The sequence below is a fragment of the Pigmentiphaga sp. NML080357 genome (assembly GCF_002188465.1).
GTDB lineage: Bacteria > Pseudomonadota > Gammaproteobacteria > Burkholderiales > Burkholderiaceae_B > Pigmentiphaga.
This window is the reverse complement of sequence record NZ_NINW01000030.1, coordinates 80,176-97,283: the sequence shown is the minus strand read 5'-3', so window position 1 is coordinate 97,283 and position 17,108 is coordinate 80,176. Positions and strand designations below refer to the sequence as shown.

16 protein-coding genes are annotated in these 17,108 nt (G+C 64.2%); 5 read left to right on the top strand and 11 right to left on the bottom strand.

Features of this window, described 5'->3' with window-relative positions:
* The 5 genes from CDO44_RS13490 to CDO44_RS13470 form a co-directional block, all read left to right on the top strand.
* Positions 1 to 1,394 (top strand): phage tail protein (locus tag CDO44_RS13490; RefSeq protein ID WP_233146172.1); only part of this gene is annotated, 1,394 nt, incomplete at its 5' end.
* A 1-nt stretch (position 1,395) separates the two neighbouring features.
* Entirely contained in the window at positions 1,396 to 1,749 is a 354-nt protein-coding gene (locus CDO44_RS13485) for a DUF2793 domain-containing protein (RefSeq protein ID WP_053821294.1), read from the top strand.
* Between the two features lie 67 nt (positions 1,750 to 1,816).
* Positions 1,817 to 2,116, top strand: a complete 300-nt coding sequence (locus tag CDO44_RS13480; RefSeq protein WP_087780729.1) for a DUF6127 family protein — start codon at positions 1,817 to 1,819, stop codon at positions 2,114 to 2,116.
* Entirely contained in the window at positions 2,113 to 2,589 is a 477-nt protein-coding gene (locus CDO44_RS13475) for a hypothetical protein (protein WP_053821292.1), read from the top strand. The genes CDO44_RS13480 and CDO44_RS13475 overlap by 4 nt, the downstream gene beginning before the upstream one ends.
* Positions 2,586 to 3,053, top strand: coding sequence for a lysozyme (locus CDO44_RS13470; protein ID WP_170265834.1), 468 nt, complete (start codon positions 2,586 to 2,588; stop codon positions 3,051 to 3,053). Before CDO44_RS13475 ends, CDO44_RS13470 begins: the two co-directional genes overlap by 4 nt.
* An 81-nt stretch (positions 3,054 to 3,134) precedes the next feature.
* Here CDO44_RS13470 and CDO44_RS13465 read toward each other — a convergent pair whose 3' ends face one another.
* From CDO44_RS13465 to CDO44_RS13415, 11 genes are all read right to left on the bottom strand, one after another.
* A complete protein-coding gene (locus CDO44_RS13465) occupies positions 3,135 to 4,289 on the bottom strand; it encodes a S1C family serine protease (protein ID WP_062739406.1) in 1,155 nt (384 codons plus the stop codon).
* 23 nt (positions 4,290 to 4,312) lie between these two features.
* The gene (locus CDO44_RS13460) at positions 4,313 to 5,278 is read right to left on the bottom strand and encodes a zinc metalloprotease HtpX (protein WP_034050554.1); all 966 of its coding nucleotides are present in this window, start codon (positions 5,276 to 5,278) and stop codon (positions 4,313 to 4,315) included.
* Between the two features lie 7 nt (positions 5,279 to 5,285).
* Positions 5,286 to 5,756, bottom strand: a complete 471-nt coding sequence (locus CDO44_RS13455; protein ID WP_087780728.1) for a phosphate-starvation-inducible PsiE family protein — start codon at positions 5,754 to 5,756, stop codon at positions 5,286 to 5,288.
* 75 nt (positions 5,757 to 5,831) lie between these two features.
* Positions 5,832 to 6,272 (bottom strand): thioredoxin TrxC, encoded by a 441-nt coding sequence (gene trxC / locus CDO44_RS13450; RefSeq protein ID WP_028914928.1) that lies wholly within the window; start codon positions 6,270 to 6,272, stop codon positions 5,832 to 5,834.
* Positions 6,269 to 8,152, bottom strand: coding sequence for an ATP-dependent zinc metalloprotease FtsH (ftsH, locus tag CDO44_RS13445; protein WP_087780727.1), 1,884 nt, complete (start codon positions 8,150 to 8,152; stop codon positions 6,269 to 6,271). Before ftsH ends, trxC begins: the two co-directional genes overlap by 4 nt.
* Before the next feature lie 27 nt (positions 8,153 to 8,179).
* Complete coding sequence (cls, locus tag CDO44_RS13440) at positions 8,180 to 9,610, bottom strand: cardiolipin synthase (RefSeq protein ID WP_087780726.1); 1,431 nt, start codon at positions 9,608 to 9,610, stop codon at positions 8,180 to 8,182.
* Between the two features lie 17 nt (positions 9,611 to 9,627).
* Positions 9,628 to 12,477, bottom strand: coding sequence for a heat shock survival AAA family ATPase ClpK (gene clpK, locus CDO44_RS13435; RefSeq protein WP_087780725.1), 2,850 nt, complete (start codon positions 12,475 to 12,477; stop codon positions 9,628 to 9,630).
* A 93-nt stretch (positions 12,478 to 12,570) separates the two neighbouring features.
* Positions 12,571 to 13,140, bottom strand: coding sequence for an Hsp20/alpha crystallin family protein (locus CDO44_RS13430; protein WP_087780724.1), 570 nt, complete (start codon positions 13,138 to 13,140; stop codon positions 12,571 to 12,573).
* Between the two features lie 35 nt (positions 13,141 to 13,175).
* Positions 13,176 to 13,457 (bottom strand): helix-turn-helix domain-containing protein, encoded by a 282-nt coding sequence (locus CDO44_RS13425; RefSeq protein ID WP_012761384.1) that lies wholly within the window; start codon positions 13,455 to 13,457, stop codon positions 13,176 to 13,178.
* 564 nt (positions 13,458 to 14,021) lie between these two features.
* Entirely contained in the window at positions 14,022 to 16,259 is a 2,238-nt protein-coding gene (locus CDO44_RS13420; protein WP_087780723.1) for a phosphocholine-specific phospholipase C, read from the bottom strand.
* 420 nt (positions 16,260 to 16,679) lie between these two features.
* Positions 16,680 to 17,099 (bottom strand): GNAT family acetyltransferase, encoded by a 420-nt coding sequence (locus CDO44_RS13415; protein ID WP_087780722.1) that lies wholly within the window; start codon positions 17,097 to 17,099, stop codon positions 16,680 to 16,682.
* Positions 17,100 to 17,108 lie beyond the last annotated feature (9 nt).

Here is a 17,108-nt window from a genome sequence, read left to right as displayed (position 1 = left end):
CGACCGACAAGAGTGTGTCGATCTCGGTGCAGGACATCGCCGGCATTGAACGGTCCCTGGGGGAAATCAAGGATGCCAAGGTCAGCTACGAGGGCGTGGCCAACGGCGCCTTAGCCGCACGCCTCGCGATGCGGGATCTACGTCAGCTTTCGTCCACTCTGGCGAAGGTCACGCTGGTGGCCAACCGCACGGCCGCCAGCCTCAACATCGGCGACGTGTTCAGATTCTCCTGGCCCGAGCTGCGGATCGAGCAATTGATCCTTAGGGTCGCGCAGATCAGCTACGGGACGCTGGCCGACGGCCGGGTGCGGATCACCTGTGTCGAGGATGTGTTCGGCCTGCCTGATGCCGTTTATCTCGCACCCGCCGAGAGCGGCTGGGCCGATCCCCGGCAAGCGCCGATCGCGGCGAATTTCGTGTCGGTGAGCGAACTGCCGTACTGGACCCTCGTGCGCGAGCTCACCGGCGAGTCTGCCGCCGCACAGGCCGAGATTGATCCGGACGGCGGATTCCTGTCTGTCTCCGTCGTGCGGCCCTCGAATGCAGCCATCAACTACACGGTACTGACCCGGCAGGGCTCGGCGGCTTTCGAGATGATCGGTGTCGGCGACTTCGTCCCGTCGTGCGTGCTGGCGAACGACATCGGGCAAACCGAAACCGTGCTGAATGTCCTCTACAGCGTCGATCTGGATTTAGTGGCGCTGGACACCTACGCGCAGCTCGGCGGAGAACTGGTTGCGGTCAGGGCAATCGATGTCGCGGCCGGCACCGTGTCGGTGGATCGCGGCGTGCTGGATACGGTACCCGCGAAACACGCGGCCGGCACCCGGCTGTACTTCGTCGAAGGTGGGCAGTTTTACACCACGGCCCAGTATCTGAGCGGCGAGACGGTGCAAGCCAAGGTGCTGCCCGCGACCGGGATGGGGCGCTTGGCGGAAGCCTCGGCCGCCTCGATCAGATACACCTTTGCCAAGCGGCAGATCAGGCCTTATCCACCCGGCAGGTTCAGGGTCAACAACCTTGACTACACCGTGAGTCACATCACAGGGGAACTGACGGTCAGCTGGGCACACCGCAGCCGGGTACTGCAGACCTCCTATCTGGTGACGCAGGGAGAAACCAATATCGGGCCGGAGCCAGGCACGACGTACACCGTGCGGATCTATGGCGAGGCCGGCACGCTCAAGCACGTAGAAACGGGAGTGACCGGCACGAACTGGACCTATCCAATGGCCACCGAAGTCGCCGAAAGCGGCCTGAACCGACCGAACGAAAAACTGACCGTCAAGGTCGAGGCGGTGCGCGACGGGTACACCAGCTGGCAGGCCCAGCAGATCGACATCCCCGAGTGCCGTGGCTACGGCATGTTCTACGGGGCCACCTACGGAGAATGAAATGGCAGCACTGATCGGCCCGAACCTGGGCATGAACTACGGCTGGAGCGCCCGCGAGTCGGGATGGAACACCGGAATGGATGCCAACCTGAAACTGCTCGATGCGGTGCTGCAGTTGTCGGTGAAGTCGCGCACCTTGGCAAGCCCGCCGACCGCTCCAGCGAACGGCGAGCGCTACATCGTGGCATCCAGTCCCACAGGCGCGTGGGCCGGAAAGGCCGGGCAGATTGCAGTGCGCCTTGAGGGTGCGTGGTTCTTCTACGTCCCGAAGATCGGCTGGACCTGCTTCATCGAGGACGAGGACGTGCTCGCCGTCTACAAGCCCACCGGCTGGAGCGCCGGCCTGCCCATCTGAACCGCATCCCCACCCCACTATCTCGAACCCGCCCACGTGGCGGGTTTTTCGTTTCTGGAGACCACCTATGACCGAAGACGCCAAACCCGCCCTCGTCGAGAACATGGTCCTGCTGCGCCGCGAGGACTTCGAGGAACTGCTCGACTGCGCCGCCGAACGCGGTGCCGAGCGCTGCCTCGCCCACCTGGGCCTGGAGAACGGCAGTGCCGCCCGCGACATCCGCGAGCTGCGCGACCTCCTTGATGCCTGGCGCGACGCCCGTCGCACCGCCTGGCAGACCTTCGTGAAGGTGCTGACCACTGGCCTGCTGGCCGCGCTGTTGGTCGGCGCCGCGATCAAGTTCAAGCTCATGGGAGGCTCGCAATGATCGAGACCCTGCTCGGAGGATTGCTCGGCGGGGCCTTCCGTCTTGCACCTGAAATCCTCAAATGGCTTGACCGCAAGGGAGAGCGTGGCCACGAACTGGCGATGCAGGACAAGGCGCTGGAGTTCGAGAAGCTGCGCGGCGCGCAGCGAATGTCGGAAATCGGCGCGGGTGCCGACGCGGCATGGAACGTCGGAGCCATCGAAACCTTGCGCGAAGCCGTTCGCACTCAGGGCGAGAAAACCGGTGTGCGCTGGGCCGATGCGCTGAGCTCCAGCGTCCGCCCGGTCATCACCTACTGGTTCATGGCGCTGTACTGTGCGACCAAAACAGCAACAGTCGCCGCCGCTGTGACAGGTGGCACAGGCTGGGGCGTTGCCATCCTGTATGCCTGGACGGAGGCAGACCAAGCCCTCTGGGCCGGGGTGCTGAACTTCTGGTTCCTCGGGCGCGTATTTGACCGGGTGCGGCCGTGATCGAGGTGCCGAAGGCGGCCATCGAACTGGCCAAGCGCTTTGAGGGATTCGAGCGTAAGGTGAAGCGCGGAATCGAGATCACTGCCGTTCCCTATATCTGCCCAGCAGGGTTCTGGACGATTGGGTACGGCCATCTCTGCGATCCCAAGCATTCGCCGATCACGGAGGCAGAAGCTGAGGTCTATCTGGCGCGCGACCTGCAATCGGCACTCGCCGCGACGCTGCGCTACTGCCCGGTGCTGGCCACAGAGCCAGAGAGCAGGCTCGCTGCCATCGTGGACTTCACGTTCAACCTCGGGGCGGGGCGGCTGCAGACCTCGACGCTGCGACGGCGGATCAACCAACGAGACTGGGGTGCAGCCGCAACAGAGCTGCGTCGATGGGTCTATGGTGGCGGCAAAGTGCTGCCGGGACTCTTCGCGCGACGAGAGGCTGAAATTTCCTTACTGGACACCAAAGTGTAGGGCATCGAGTTTCTGCGGCGCGAATACTTCATGCATCCCATCGCTATTCTTTGCCGATCCCCAGAAGTCCTCAACTCCAGATCAGGCGCCAGGTTGCAACTCCACTCGCACTTCCCGTGGTTTACCGGCCCGCTCAACTGACAAGACCACAACATCTCCTACCTTTCGGTCGTCAAGCCGTGCGAGCAGTTTGGCGACATCGTCGACGGGAGCGCCGTCTATGCCTGTGATACGGTCTCCCGGCACGATGCCTTCGGGGCCAACGGTGATACCGCTCAGCCCCGCCTTTTGCGCCGCTGAGCCAGGGGCGACACGGAGCACAAACACGCCTTGGGTACTGGTCAGTGCCTGCAATCGGCGGTTGAGCTGCTCGTCTACCTCGATCCCAAGCGCCGGACGGATGTATTTGCCGGTCTTGATGAGTTGTGGCACCACACGCATGACCGTGTCCACCGGCACGGCGAAGCCGATCCCAGCCGATGCACCGGAAGGGCTGTAGATCGCTGTGTTGATGCCGATCAGGCGGCCGGCCGAATCGAGCAACGGCCCACCCGAGTTGCCGGGGTTGATGGCGGCATCGGTTTGAATCAGGTGTTCGATGGTCACTCCGCCAGATTCCCCGGGCAGCGATCGATCGAGCGCGGACACGATGCCGTTGGTGAGTGTCCAATCCAGGCCGAAGGGGTTGCCGATGGCGAACACCTTTTGTCCCACCTTGAGGTCTGCGCTGGTGCCGACCGGAACGGCGGGCGGGCGCTGGAAACCGACGCCGATTTTGAGCACCGCGATATCGTGGGCCGGACTCACGCCGACCAGCGCGGCTTGGTAATCGCGGCCGTCGGCCAGTTTGACAGTGGCCTCCGACGCCCCCTGAATCACATGAAAGTTGGTAACGACATGACCGGCGTCATCCCAGATGAAACCCGAACCCGTCCCGCGCGGCACGGAAAAGACGTTGCGCGTCCAGACATCTCGTACCAGTTGGGACGTCGTGATGTAGACCACCGATGCCCGGGATTTCTCGAACAGTTCGATGGTGGCCTGTTCGTCAGCGGCCAGATCGCCACGCGGCGTGACGGTGCGCTCAGCGGCTTGGCGCGGGCTGAACCAGGCCTCGATGGCGGGCAGGAACTGCCAGAACAGCATGAGTGCGGCAACGCACGCAGTGATGAAGAGCCACCGCCGGACGAAATGATCCGGAGCTGGGCGTTGTGGGTAAGGATCGTGGTAAGCCATGGCGGGGGTTCCTTTCGAGTGATTTAGCGCCAAAGGCCGCTCAGGCCCCGGCGTGGCGGGCGCATCGGGGCGAACGACCTTGGCGCGAGATATTCCGTTTGGAACGGCAGGGCCTGCGATGGCTGAGGCGCCAACGCCATCAGGCGCGCGATACGATCCTCTGTCGCCGGATGCGTGCGCAACCAGGACGGTTCGGGATTCCCCCAGCCGGGCAACAACCAGGCTCGCCACGAGCGGCTCACCCGCTCGATCTTCGCCAGCGCCGAGGCGAGCCCGTGCGGATCTCCCGTCAGCTCTACTGCCATCCGGTCGGCATCGAACTCTCGCACACGTGACAGACCCAACTGTGCGAGCAGTGCCAGTTGCGGCGAAGCGGCCAACAACAGTAAGCCAATCCAGTTAATTTCTGCTGCACCGACCAGCAAGGCTGGCATGCTGATCAGGAGCGCGACCTGACCCAACAACGCCAGCAGGTTCGTGAGCCGGCTGATCGAATCGGCCAAGCCCATGACACGAAGATCTTCTTGAGCGATGTGCGCGACTTCATGCGCCAGCACGGCTTGCAGTTCGCGCATACTCAGGCTGCGGAACAGGCCATCGGTGAGGGCAATGGAGGCAAGGCGCCTGGAGCCGGTGGCAAAGGCATTGACGATGTCGCTGGGCACATAGTACGGAACCGGCGTGTTCGGCAATCCTGCGCGAGCTGCGAGCGCTCGCAGCAACGACCAGATTGCGGGGGCTTCATCAGGGCGCAAGGGACGGGCGCCATACAGACGCAAGGTCATCGCGGAGGCGGCGACAGGTTCGATCAGCAGGGTCAATGCGCATGTTGCCAGTGCCAGCCAAAGGCCAATCTCGCCGAACAGCAGACTGCCAGCGGCAGCTGCGATCCCCACCAGGGTCAAAACCAGCAGCGCGGTTTGAAAGCGATTGAGCCAGCGGTGCCTCGACCTGGCATCGTGTCGGCCGACTAGACCATAGGGGGTCATGCCTCCATTACTCGCTCTTGCGGTCATCGCGTTCACGCATGAGCCAATAGATCAGACCCAAGGCCAGTACCGTCCCCGCCAGCGCGGCCACTTTGGCAGGATCAACGTCGGGTTCTAGGATGATGAACTTGCGGGCCAGTGCCAGGATCGCGATCAGAATGACGGTCTTGACCTGGATGATGCTTTCCTTGCGCAGAGCCACTTTGACGATCGAATGCTTGAATTCCATGGCGATCAGCAGCGTCATGGTGGCACCGAACACCAGCTGGAAAACCTTATGATCCAGTGGATTCAGCGCATCCATGACGAGCAGTGTGAACACCAGCCGAATCAACTGAATCAGCGCAATCACAATTACCAACGCGATGACGCCCGAAAGCGTGATGGCAACGACCTGCTCGAAGCGCTCGTAAACCGTCATCAACCGCCACTGGGAGCGCATCTTGTCAAGGGCCGTGTGGCCAGATTCTTTATGCATAAGCGTTGCGCTCTCTCTTTCAATGAAACGTTAATGGAACGGGGAGTCCGAGAAGACGACTCGATTGCACCTGAATCATCGGGGCAATTGCGAAGCCACCCAGCGCATAATGTCCTGCGCGCCCGTGGCGCCCGCCTGACGTGCAACCTCATGTCCCCCTCGGAACAAAATCAGGGTTGGAATGCTGCGAATACCGAACTGGGCGGCCAGGTGAGGCTCGGCCTCGGTATTTACCTTGGCCAACCTCACCTTGGGTTCAAGCAGGGAGGCTGCCTGCTCGAACTGCGGCGCCATCATCTTGCACGGTCCGCACCACGGCGCCCAAAAGTCAACCAGCAGCGGCAGGTCACTGCGCTCCAGATGACGGGCGAAGGTCGCTGTGGTCAGATCAATGGGTTCTCCGGTGAACAGCGGGTGCTGGCACCGCCCGCAATTGGGCTTCTCTGCCAACTTGTTGGCTGGCACGCGATTGATGGATTGGCAGTGTGGGCAGACGATATGAATGCTGTCACTCATGAGGTGGCTCCTTGGGACACAGAGGAAGTAATGGCTCCGGCAGTTGGGCCGCTGTGACATGGGGATTCGAGCTGTAGCCCTTGCGTCAGTTGCCGGATGCTGTATTCATCCAGCGTTTCCCGTGCGAGCAGTTCGCGCGCGCACCGCTCCAGCACTTCTCGGTTAATTTCGAGAATTCGGTATGCACGATCAAACACGCCCATCACGATGTCGCGGATGGCCTGATCGATGCGCGCCTGGGTCGATTCGGCCACCCGGCAGCCGCCTTGGGCCAGTTCCGGTGTATCGAGAAAGCGGGGCCGCTGCGCCTCGAAGGCGATGTAGCCCAGTCCTTCGTCCATGCCAAAGCGGGTGATCATGTCGCGGGCAATGTCGGTGGCCCGTGCGAGGTCATCGGCAGCCCCGGTGGACAGCTCGCCGAACACGAGCTTCTCGGCCGCACGACCGCCCAGCAGCACGGCGATCTTGTGTTCCAGATCGGCGCGCGTCATCAGGAAGCGGTCTTCGGTGGGGCGTTGCAGCGTGTAGCCCAGCGCGCCGATGCCGCGCGGGATGATTGAGATCTTGTGCACGGGGTCGGTGCCGGGCAGCGCCAGCGCCACCAGCGCATGGCCCATCTCGTGATAGGCCACGGTTTCCCGCTCCTTGGGATTGAGCACTCGGTTCTTCTTCTCCAGGCCCGCCACGATGCGCTCGATGGCGGCGGTGAAATCCTGCAACTCCACGGCGGACGCTTTGCGCCGGGTCGCGGCCAGCGCGGCCTCGTTGACCAGGTTCGCGAGGTCTGCACCCGAAAAGCCCGTGGTCAGCGCAGCCACCTGTTCGAGATCGATATCCTGAGCCAGCGTCACCTTCTTGACGTGGACTTTCAGGATGTCCAGCCGTCCTTTCTTGTCGGGCCGGTCCACCAGCACCTGACGGTCGAAGCGACCGGCGCGCAGCAGCGCCTGGTCGAGGATTTCGGGGCGGTTGGTGGCGGCGAGGATGATCAGCCCGACCGAGCTGTCGAAGCCGTCCATCTCCGTGAGCAGCTGGTTGAGGGTCTGCTCGCGCTCGTCGTGGCCGCCGATGGGGCCGCCGACGCCGCGCGCGCGGCCCAGCGCATCGAGCTCGTCGATGAAGATGATGGCCGGCGCCTGCCCGCGGGCCTGCTCGAACAGGTCGCGCACGCGCGCTGCACCCACGCCGACGAACATCTCGACGAACTCCGAGCCTGAGATGGAAAAGAACGGTACCCCGGCCTCGCCCGCGACGGCCTTGGCCAGCAGGGTCTTGCCCGTGCCGGGCGGGCCAACCAGCAACACACCTTTCGGGATGCGCGCGCCGAGGCGGCCGTAATCCTGCGGGTTTTTCAGGAAATCGACGATCTCAACCAACTCCGCCTTGGCTTCATCGACGCCAGCGACATCGGCAAAGGTCACGCCAGTGTTCTTCTCCATGAATACCTTGGCACGGCTCTTGCCGATGCTCAGGAAGCCACCCATGCCCTGCTTCTCGGCGAAGCGGCGGAACAGGAAGAACCAGACGCCGAAGAAGGCCACCGCCGGCAGAATCCAGGAGAGCACATCACGCAGCCAGGTGCTTTCCACCACCCGCGCGTAAGGCACGTCGTACTTGGACAGCCGCTCGGCCAGGTCGGGTTCGACGCGAGTGGCCACGATGGTGGTCTTGCCCCGGCTGTCCGGCGATTTCAGGCGCCCGGTGACCGTGCGGTCCGACACCAGCACTTCGGCGACGCGCCCCTCGGCCAGCGCCTTCTCGAATTCGCTGTAGGGCACGGGCTCGACGGTCTTGGCCGCCTGCCAGTAGTTCTGCAGCGTCAGCAGCAACAGGCCGGCGACGATCCAGTAGCCAATGTTCCATTGATCTTTCTTTTCCATGGGCAATGTTCCTCGCAAGTCGTGCCGCTAGAGAATGGGGGTGAACAGACGGGCCACCCCGTCGCGCAAGCGGATGGCCAGCGGGCGGGCGCGCAACGCCATGGCCGATATCTCGTTCGATGCATCACGGGCGGCATCAAAAAGGGATTCCAGCCGCGTAGACAGCGCGGTGTCGTACACCTCCACATTGAACTCGAAGTTGAGGCGCAGGCTGCGCGCATCCCAATTGGCCGAACCCAGGCAGCACCACTGGCCGTCTATCAGCATCAGCTTGCTGTGGTCGAACGGGCCAGGCCGTTCGAAGATGCGTACACCGTGCTCCAGCACCTGCCAGTAGTGGGCGCGCGCGGCCCATTGCACCGTGGGATGGTCGCCGTTTGCGGGCGTCAGCACCTCGACGCGCACGCCGCGCAACGCGGCCGTGCTCAGCGCCGCGATCATCGGCTGATCGGGCACGAAGTAAGGTGTCCAGATGCGCACCGAATGCTTCGCCGCGCTCAAAGCGCCCATGAAGGTCCAGCGCAGCCGGTCCAGGGCCTCATCGGGACCGGCCTCGATGCCGCGCGCCCAAGAGGTTCCTTGCTCATCAGCCGTTGCGGGCGGTTCGCCCCAGAAACCCTCGTTGAGCCGCTCGCCCGTGGTATCGCACCAATCGTCGGTGAAGCACCGCATCAGATGCGCAACCACCGGCCCGCGCAGACGAAAGTGCAAATCGTGACAGGCCTGCTCCGGCGCATCGGGCCGCCAATACGGGCTGAAGATGTTCATGCCGCCGGTGAAACCCGTCTCGCCATCGATCACCAGCAGCTTGCGGTGATTGCGCAGATGCGCGGCATGCAGGCGCGCGGGAATCAACGTCGGGTTGAACGTCGCCGCCGGAACGCCGGCGCGTTGCAAGGCGCGGTAGGCGCTGCGGGGCCTCCAGCGGGCATAGACGTCGTCGATCAGCACCCGCACTTGCACGCCGCGCTCATGAGCCCGGCGCAGCGCATCGACGAACTGCGCCCCGATGCCTTGGCTGTCGAAGATGTACGAAGCCAGCGCGACGCTGTACCGCGCCGATTCGATGGCGGCGAGCATGGCCGGGTAGGCCTGCTCGCCATCGACAAGCGGCTCGATGCGGTTGCCGCTGGTCAGCGACTGGCCGGTGGCACGTCCCACCAGGTGCGCCAGGCCGGCAAACGGCGCCGATACGGCCTGGGGCATCGTAGGCGCGAGGTCCTGCCGAACAGCAGGATCTGCCCCCGGAAACAGCCGCCGCGCCCGCCGCTGGTAACGGTTGATGCCGAACAGCCCATACAGCAGCGAACCGCCCAGCGGCAACAACGCGATCAGCAGCACCCACAGCGTGGCCGAGCGCGGGTCACGCTTGTAGATGACCGCGTGCCCCGCTGTGGGGATAGCGACCGCCAGCGACACGAGGCTGGCTGCCCATGTCAGCCCGTTGGGGTCGGACACGACAGCCTCCCCATGACTCAAGATTCGCCGCCCGCCGGCTTTTTCTTGCGCGTCGCCTTGCTTTCGTCGCTCGACGGCGCCTCTGCCACTTTCGCGGCATCAGGCTTTTCAGGCTCGACCGGCTTCACTGGTGGCTCCTTGCGCTCGAAAACCACCCGCTCGGCCTTGTCGTCCCAGCGGGCGCTGGCGTGATCGCCCTTGCCGATACCGCCACCCAGCATCTCGCGCGCCAGCGCGGTTTCCAGCTCGCTGCGGATCAGCCGCTTGAGCTCGCGCGCGCCGAACTCGGGTTTGTAGCCTTCCTCCGCGAAGTGGTCGATCAAGGTCTGGTCGAAGGTCAACGTCACGCCCTGGCTGGCGGCGTTGCGGGCCACACGATCGAGCTGCAGGCCGACGATATGGCGGATCTCCTCCTTGCCCAGCGCATGGAAGACGATGATCTCGTCGATGCGGTTGAGGAACTCGGGGCGGAAGTGTCCGCGCAGCACGTCCATCACCTCGGACTTGGTCTTCTCGTATTCCTCGCCGGCGGCGCCACGGGCCTTCAGCCGACGCTGGATGATGTCCGAGCCCAAGTTCGAGGTGGCGATGATGATGGTATTGGTGAAATCCACCACCCGGCCCTTGCCGTCGGTGAGCCGCCCGTCGTCGAATACCTGCAGCAGGATGTTGTAGACGTCGGGGTGCGCTTTTTCGATCTCATCGAGCAACAACACGCTGTAGGGTTTGCGCCGCACTTTCTCGGTGAGCTGCCCCCCCTCGTCATAGCCCACATAGCCCGGAGGCGCGCCCACCAGGCGTGCCACGGTATGGCGTTCACCGTACTCGGACATGTCGATGCGCAGCAGCGCACCTTCATCGCCATAGATCGACTCGGCCAGCGCCTTGGCGAGCTCGGTCTTGCCCACGCCGGTCGGTCCGAGGAACAGGAAAGTAGCAACCGGCTTGCTGCCCTCGCGCAGCCCCGCCCGCGACAGACGCACGGCATCGGCTACCGCGCGCACCGCTTCGTCCTGGCCTACCAGGCGCTCGTGCAGCCGCTGCTCCAGGTGCAACAGTTTCTCGCGTTCTTCCACCGTCAGCTCGTTGACCGGAATGCCGGTCAGGCGCGAGACGATCTGCGCGACATGCTCGGCCTTGACTTCGGCGCTGCCCGAGGCGCGCTCGCGTTCCCATTCCTCGACGAGCTTCTTGAGTTCAGTCTCCTTGGCCTCGATGCGCTTGCCCAGCTCGGCGGCCTTGTCGTACTGCTTGCGCGAGGCCACATAGTCCTGCTCACGCCGCAGCTGGTGCAGTTCGGACTCCAGCTCTTGCACCGCCACCGGGCGGGCCGTGGCCGACAGCTTCACGCGTGCGGCCGCCTGGTCGAGCAGGTCGATGGCCTTGTCAGGCAAAAAGCGCGCGGTGATGTAGCGGTCCGACAACTCGGCGGCGGCGATGATCGCATCCTCGGTGATGCTGACCTTGTGGTGCGCCTCGAAGGTGTCGCGCAGGCCGCGCAGGATCATCATGGTCTGCGCTACCGTCGGCTCGGGCACCATCACCGGCTGGAAGCGACGCTCCAGCGCGGCGTCCTTCTCGATGTACTTCTGATACTCGTTGAGCGTGGTGGCGCCGATCAGGTTCAGTTCGCCGCGCGCCATCATCGGCTTGAACACGTTGGCCACGTCCAGCCCGCCTTCGCCGCCACCCTGGCCGGCACCGACGATGGTGTGCACCTCGTCGATGAAGAGAATCAGCTCCCCCTGGTGCTCGGTCACTTCCTTGAGTACCTTCTGCACGCGCTCCTCGAACTCGCCGCGGTACTTGGCGCCGGCCACCATGGCATTGATGTTGAGTTCGACCAGGCGCTTGTCACGCAGCGTCTCAGGCACTTCGCCGGCCACCATGCGCTGCGCCAGCCCTTCGACGATGGCGGTCTTGCCGACGCCGGGCTCGCCGATCAGCACCGGATTGTTTTTCTTGCGCCGGGCCAGCACCTCGATGGTGGTCTCGATCTCCTGCGCGCGGCCGATAACCGGATCGAGCTTGCCCTCGCGCGCCATTTTGGTGAGGTCTCGCGAGTATTTATCCAGCTCGGGCGTGTTGGTCGGCGTCTCGGCGCGGCCATCCTCGGCACCTTTGCCGACCACCTTGCTTACCTGCTGGCGCAGCGCTTGCGGCGTGAGGCCGTAACGGCGCAGCAGGTTGGCCGCCAAACCTTCGCCTTCCTCGGCCAGCCCGATCAGGAAATGCTCCGGCCCGACATAAGAGTGGCCGAGTTCGTTGGAGGCCACGAAAGCACGGCTGAGCGCGTCCTTGACCCGGGGCGACACGCCGATCTCGCCCTCGGACGGCTTGTCGCCGCGCTTGGCTTCGGATTCGATCTGTCGCTTGAGGTCATCGACCTTGATCCTGAACTGCCCCAGGATGGTCTTGACCACGTCGCTGTCGGATAGCGCCAGCAGCAGGTGTTCGGTATCGACTTCGGCGCGCCCGAACTCTGCAGCGTGTCGGGCGGCCTCCTGCAATAGGGCCTCGGACTGTTCGCTGATACGGCTGGCGAGCCCACTGCCGCGACGGCGCGCGGTGCCCGTACCGGCCGGGGCGGGTTCGCCGAACGAGGCATCGACGACCTCGTCGGTATCGGCCGCCATGGACGGTGCGTCGTCACCGATGCGGAAGAAGTCGCTGCCAAGGAAGTCTTCGAACAGCCCGCTGCGCGAGCCGAACAAGGCTTCCAGCGGTGAGACGGTGCGCTTTTGCTGGCGCACCAGTTGGCGATAGTGATCGTCACACAACAGCATGGTGCTGTGGCGACCATTGAGATTGGCTTCCACCCGCACCGTGGCGGGCTGGCCGCAGACTTGGCATTGTTTTCTGGCCATGCTGATGCTCCTGAGAGGGTTAACTGGGCGAGGCACCGCCGATCACGGTGCCTCATCTCTTTGTGGTTTTTGAGAAAAACGCGCTGCCCCGCGTCAGCCGTTGATCGGGATCGAGCGCCCCTGCTTGGGCGTACTGGCCTCGCGCTTTTCCATCGTGATCGTGAGCACGCCGTTCTTGAAAGCGGCCTTGATCGTGTCCTGGTTGGCATCGGCCGGCAGGTTCAGAGCGCGCTGAAAGCTGCCGTAGGAGCGCTCCACCCGGTGGAAACCGCCGTCTTTCGTTTCCTGCTCCTGACGCTTTTCACCGCGCACCAGCAGCACGTCGTTGTCGAGCGTGATCTGGATGTCTTTTTCCTCGACGCCGGGTACTTCCAGGGCGATCTTGTACTGCTTGTCGGTCTCCTGGATGTCCAGCGCCGGCTTCAGCATGCCCGGCCAGTCCGACGGCCAGCGTGGCATGGCCAGCGTCGGGAAACCGAAGCCTCGAAACGCGTCGTCGAACAGGCGGTCGATCTCGCGATGCAATTGCAGGATGGGACTGACGGGCCCACCCGCCACCGGCAGGTCATTGCGCTGCACCGGCAGCGAGGCAGTGCTCTGTTGTTCTTCCTGCTCCTTCTTGAACCAGTTCCAGGGAGCCAATTTCTTGAAACCAATGTCCATGTCACACCTCCAGAAGAAAAATTGAAGACTCTCGCTCACTCCGTTTGCCTGCGGCGACGGACAGCGCGCCCAGACGAAACGGAGTGTTCCGCTGACTTCGGCTGCTCATCTGTGCGTATCACCTCCTTCTTTCTGCCTGCTTGGATCTGATCATTGATCCATCGATCGATTTCACTTTGACGAAACCGCCACGTCCCGCCGACCTTGAAGGCCGGAATCTCCCCGTGCGAGGCGAGCCGGTAAAGCGTCCGCTTGCCGACTTTCAAGTAGGCAGCCAGCTCGTCGAGTGTGAAAATCGCCTGCTGGCGCGCTGTCATACCACCCCCACAAGTTCCGTCGTCACGCGGCCTCGCTCGAGGAAATTCTTGCAAGACTTTGCAAGATATTGCGCCAAACATGCCGAAAGTCAAGAGTCAACATCCAGCGACCTGCTGGCCGATTGATGTGACTCAAATCTTCAAGGACGGTATGCCAGGGCGGGCCGGTCCGGCGCAGGGGACGGTGGGTTGATCGGGACCTTGCGGGCGCCGCCCACGGCCGCACATCAAACACCGATCCTCACGTTGTAGCCGAGCGCCCGCAGCCGCCCTTGCTCGTCCGCATGTTCCTTGGCGGAAACTCGTCTGGGCGCGCCCAGACGACGATTTCCCCGAGGCTGCTCGGACTATCGCAACCCGACGCCGACCCAGCCGAGACTTTTCACGTAGCAAAACGGCCACTTGGTGCAGGCGGGCACCCTCAAGAACAGTGCTTTGCTAACGAACCTCATATGCGGGCGCGGGTTCGGTTCCGTGTTCCACCACCATACACCGCCACGTCTGGCGCCAGAATCCCCAGGAAAGCCTAGGCCGTCCTGGGGATTTTTTTCGTCCGTGGACGGCTCAGTCCTGCTCGCCCATCGCCGGGTCGCTCACCGAATGCTCGCCCGTTTCGACGCGGCCGGCAAAGCGTCGGCGGAAGGCCGCGTCGGCGCTGCAGCTGACTTCGAAGTCATACCAGCGACCGCTGCCGGCCAACTCCCAGTGCAGGGACTCCTGGGCGCCGGGCGCCACCGTGACGGTCCACGGTCCGTCCTCGCGGTAGGCCCTGGCCTCGACCGTGAAGATGCAGGGCTTGGTGCCGCCGTTTATCAGTTCCGCGTAGACGTTCCCATTGGCGATGTCGTAGCAGACGCGGATTTCGGGCTGCACGCCGGTATCAGCGATACGCGCGGTGTCGCCGATGAAGTGGCGATGGTAGCCGTTGGGGCCCAGTACCCACAGGTCATAGCGGCCCAGGTTGTCCAGCCCCGCGTTCCAGGTGTCGTCCAGCATCTTGCCCGCTTCCACCGTATACCGGCGCGGGATCCGGTCCAGGTGATGGCGGTCATAGACGTGGAACACCGCTCCCTGCTTGCCGGTATTCGAGAACAGCAGCTTCACCTGGCCGTCCGGTCCGCAGCGCGCGCTGGTATGCAGCTCGTACGGCAAGGCCCGCGACGGGCGCGTGCCGCTCGCCTGGATCGGCATCTGCAGGTCGGCGGGCAAGGGCATGGCGGGCAGCGCCTGCTGGCTGGAACGCAGCTGGTCCGCGGCCGCGCGCGTGTTGCGGCCGCCCAGCGCAGGCAATGCTTCGTCGTTGGGCGTGGCGAAGTTGAAGGCGCTGGTCAGGTCGCCGCAGACCGCGCGGCGGAACGGGCTGATGTGGGGCTCTTCCACGCCGAAGCGCGCTTCCAGGAAGCGCAGCACCGAAGTGTGGTCGAACACCTGCGAATTGACCCAGCCGCCACGGCTCCACGGCGAGATCACGTACATCGGCACGCGCGGCCCGGGGCCGAAGACGCGGCCGTCCGGAGCGGGCTGGCGGGTGCTGCCCGCCGGCGCGGGCTGCGTGTAATACTCGGAGGCCAGGCTCGCCTCCGGCAGCGTGGTCTTGCCCGCCAGGGAGAGGTCGGCATTGCGCGACGGCGGCGACGGCGACGGCACGTGGTCGAAGTAGCCGTCGTTCTCGTCGAAGTTGACCAGCAGCACCGTCTTGCTCCAGACCTCCGGCACCGCGGTAAGCGCATCCAGCACCTCCTGGAGGAACCAGGCGCCCTGCACGGGACTGGACGGCCCGGGGTGTTCGCAATAGATGGACGGCGCATTGATCCAGGAAACCTGCGGCAGGCGGCCTTCGCGGATGTCGCGGCGGAAGGCGTCCAGGTAGGAATCCGGCGTGGTGCCCGGCAGGGTATTGGCGATGCCCTTGTACAACGGGTTGCGGGCATTGTCCGTGGCGGGATCGTACGCATGGTAGGGCAGGCTCTGGCCCGTGTCGGAATACGGGGCATTGGGCGCGCCGCCGCTCGACACGGGGAAGCCCGACGCCAGGTTGGCGGCGCGGAACTGGCGGAAGGCGCCCAGCATGTTGTCGCCCCACTCGTCGGGCATGTTCTGGTAGCAGATCCAGCTGATGCCGGCATCTTCCAGGCGTTCGGCATAGGTCTTCCAGGTATAGCCGATCGCCTCCGAGCCCGGCGTGCCGGGAATGGCGTCCCACTCGTTCGTGACGAAGGCCACGTTCTGCGCGGTAGGCCCGTTGGTGCCGGTGAGATGGAACGACCGGTTGGCATCGGTGCCCGTGTGCATCGAGCAATGATAGGCGTCGCAGAGGGTGAACGCATTGGCCAGGGCAAACTGGAAGGGGATTTCCTGTTCCTTGAAATAGCCCATGGACGTATTGGTCTTGTGGCGCGCCCATTGGCTCATGCGGCCGTCGTCCCAGGCAAGCTGGCTGTCGCCCCAGTCGTGCGGGGTGCCGCTGACGCGCTGCGCGTTGTTGGCTGTCCCGTCCAGGTGATAAGGCGTGAGCAGCGCGCCGTTGCTGCGCTCCTGCTGCCAGACCTTGCGGCCGTTGATCATGGGAATGGTGAAGCGATCGCCGAAACCGCGCACGCCCTTGAGCGTGCCGAAGTAATGATCGAACGACCGGTTCTCCTGCATCAGGATCACGACGTGCTCGACGTCCCGGATGGTGCCGGTCTTGTTGTTGGCGGGGATGGCCAGCGCCTTGCGGATGCTGGGCGGGAAGGTGGCGAGTACGGCGGCGGCGAGGCCGGTGCCCGCGGTGGCTTGCAGAAATCGGCGGCGGGAAGTCATGGATGTCCGTGCGTGAGTCGTGGGAAGCGTTGTGCAGCCATTACGGCGCGCAGCGCAGGTCGGGTTTCGATGGCGTGGTAGGCGGCTGCTCAGTTCCCGGACCGGAGGAAGGCGGCGATGAATCGTCATCGCTGCCGCAGGCGGTCAGGAATGTAGCGATGGCAAGCGCCACGGCGAAGGCTCGCGCAGAGATCGGTATGGGCATGGGTGGGCGGTGGAAAAGTAAAGGATGCGACAGGCCGGGCACGACAAACGTGCGGCGGTGCAAGCCTAGAAAGCCCAGGTGACAATAGGGTGAAAATCGGGCGCCGGATTCGCAACGAAATGCGTTCGCTGGCGGACGATGGCGGCCCTCAGGATATCGATACCTCCTGGTACCGCGTTTTAGCAGTTCCCCACGACCGCCCCCGCAACGCCGACTCAGATATCGGGGATCAGCCGCTTGCCCAGGCTCACCACGTCGTCCTGCGCGTACCCCAGCGCCCGGTAGAAATCGATGACCTGGCCGTTGGCCGTGCGCACCAACAGGTTGATCTTCGGGCATCCGCGTTCGATCAGGAGCTGTTCCGCATGCGCCATCAAGCGACGGCCGTGGCCGCATCGCTGGTGGCCGGGATGCACCGCGAGGTAATACACCCAGCCGCGGTGACCGTCGAAACCCACCATGGCGGACGCGATGGGCGCCCCCCCGGACTCCCCGACGAGGAACAACTCGGGCTGCGCGGTGAGCTTGCGCTCGATGTCCTTCCTGGGATCGTTCCAAGGCCGCGTCAGGCCACAGGCCTGCCACAGGGCGATAATGGCCGCTTCATCGGCGGGTCGGTACGAACGAATAAGCATGTTTTCCGG

Excerpts from the sequence above, each read along its gene's own strand:
- CDO44_RS13485 (WP_053821294.1), top strand. The coding sequence starts at position 1,396 with ATGGCAGCACTGATCGGCCCGAACCTGGGCATGAACTACGGCTGGAGC.
- CDO44_RS13480 (WP_087780729.1), top strand. The coding sequence starts at position 1,817 with ATGACCGAAGACGCCAAACCCGCCCTCGTCGAGAACATGGTCCTGCTG.
- CDO44_RS13475 (WP_053821292.1), top strand. The coding sequence starts at position 2,113 with ATGATCGAGACCCTGCTCGGAGGATTGCTCGGCGGGGCCTTCCGTCTT.
- CDO44_RS13465 (WP_062739406.1), bottom strand. The coding sequence starts at position 4,289 with ATGGCTTACCACGATCCTTACCCACAACGCCCAGCTCCGGATCATTTC.
- CDO44_RS13460 (WP_034050554.1), bottom strand. The coding sequence starts at position 5,278 with ATGACCCCCTATGGTCTAGTCGGCCGACACGATGCCAGGTCGAGGCAC.
- CDO44_RS13455 (WP_087780728.1), bottom strand. The coding sequence starts at position 5,756 with ATGCATAAAGAATCTGGCCACACGGCCCTTGACAAGATGCGCTCCCAG.
- trxC (WP_028914928.1), bottom strand. The coding sequence starts at position 6,272 with ATGAGTGACAGCATTCATATCGTCTGCCCACACTGCCAATCCATCAAT.
- ftsH (WP_087780727.1), bottom strand. The coding sequence starts at position 8,152 with ATGGAAAAGAAAGATCAATGGAACATTGGCTACTGGATCGTCGCCGGC.
- clpK (WP_087780725.1), bottom strand. The coding sequence starts at position 12,477 with ATGGCCAGAAAACAATGCCAAGTCTGCGGCCAGCCCGCCACGGTGCGG.
- CDO44_RS13430 (WP_087780724.1), bottom strand. The coding sequence starts at position 13,140 with ATGGACATTGGTTTCAAGAAATTGGCTCCCTGGAACTGGTTCAAGAAG.
- CDO44_RS13425 (WP_012761384.1), bottom strand. The coding sequence starts at position 13,457 with ATGACAGCGCGCCAGCAGGCGATTTTCACACTCGACGAGCTGGCTGCC.
- CDO44_RS13420 (WP_087780723.1), bottom strand. The coding sequence starts at position 16,259 with ATGACTTCCCGCCGCCGATTTCTGCAAGCCACCGCGGGCACCGGCCTC.
- CDO44_RS13415 (WP_087780722.1), bottom strand. The coding sequence starts at position 17,099 with ATGCTTATTCGTTCGTACCGACCCGCCGATGAAGCGGCCATTATCGCC.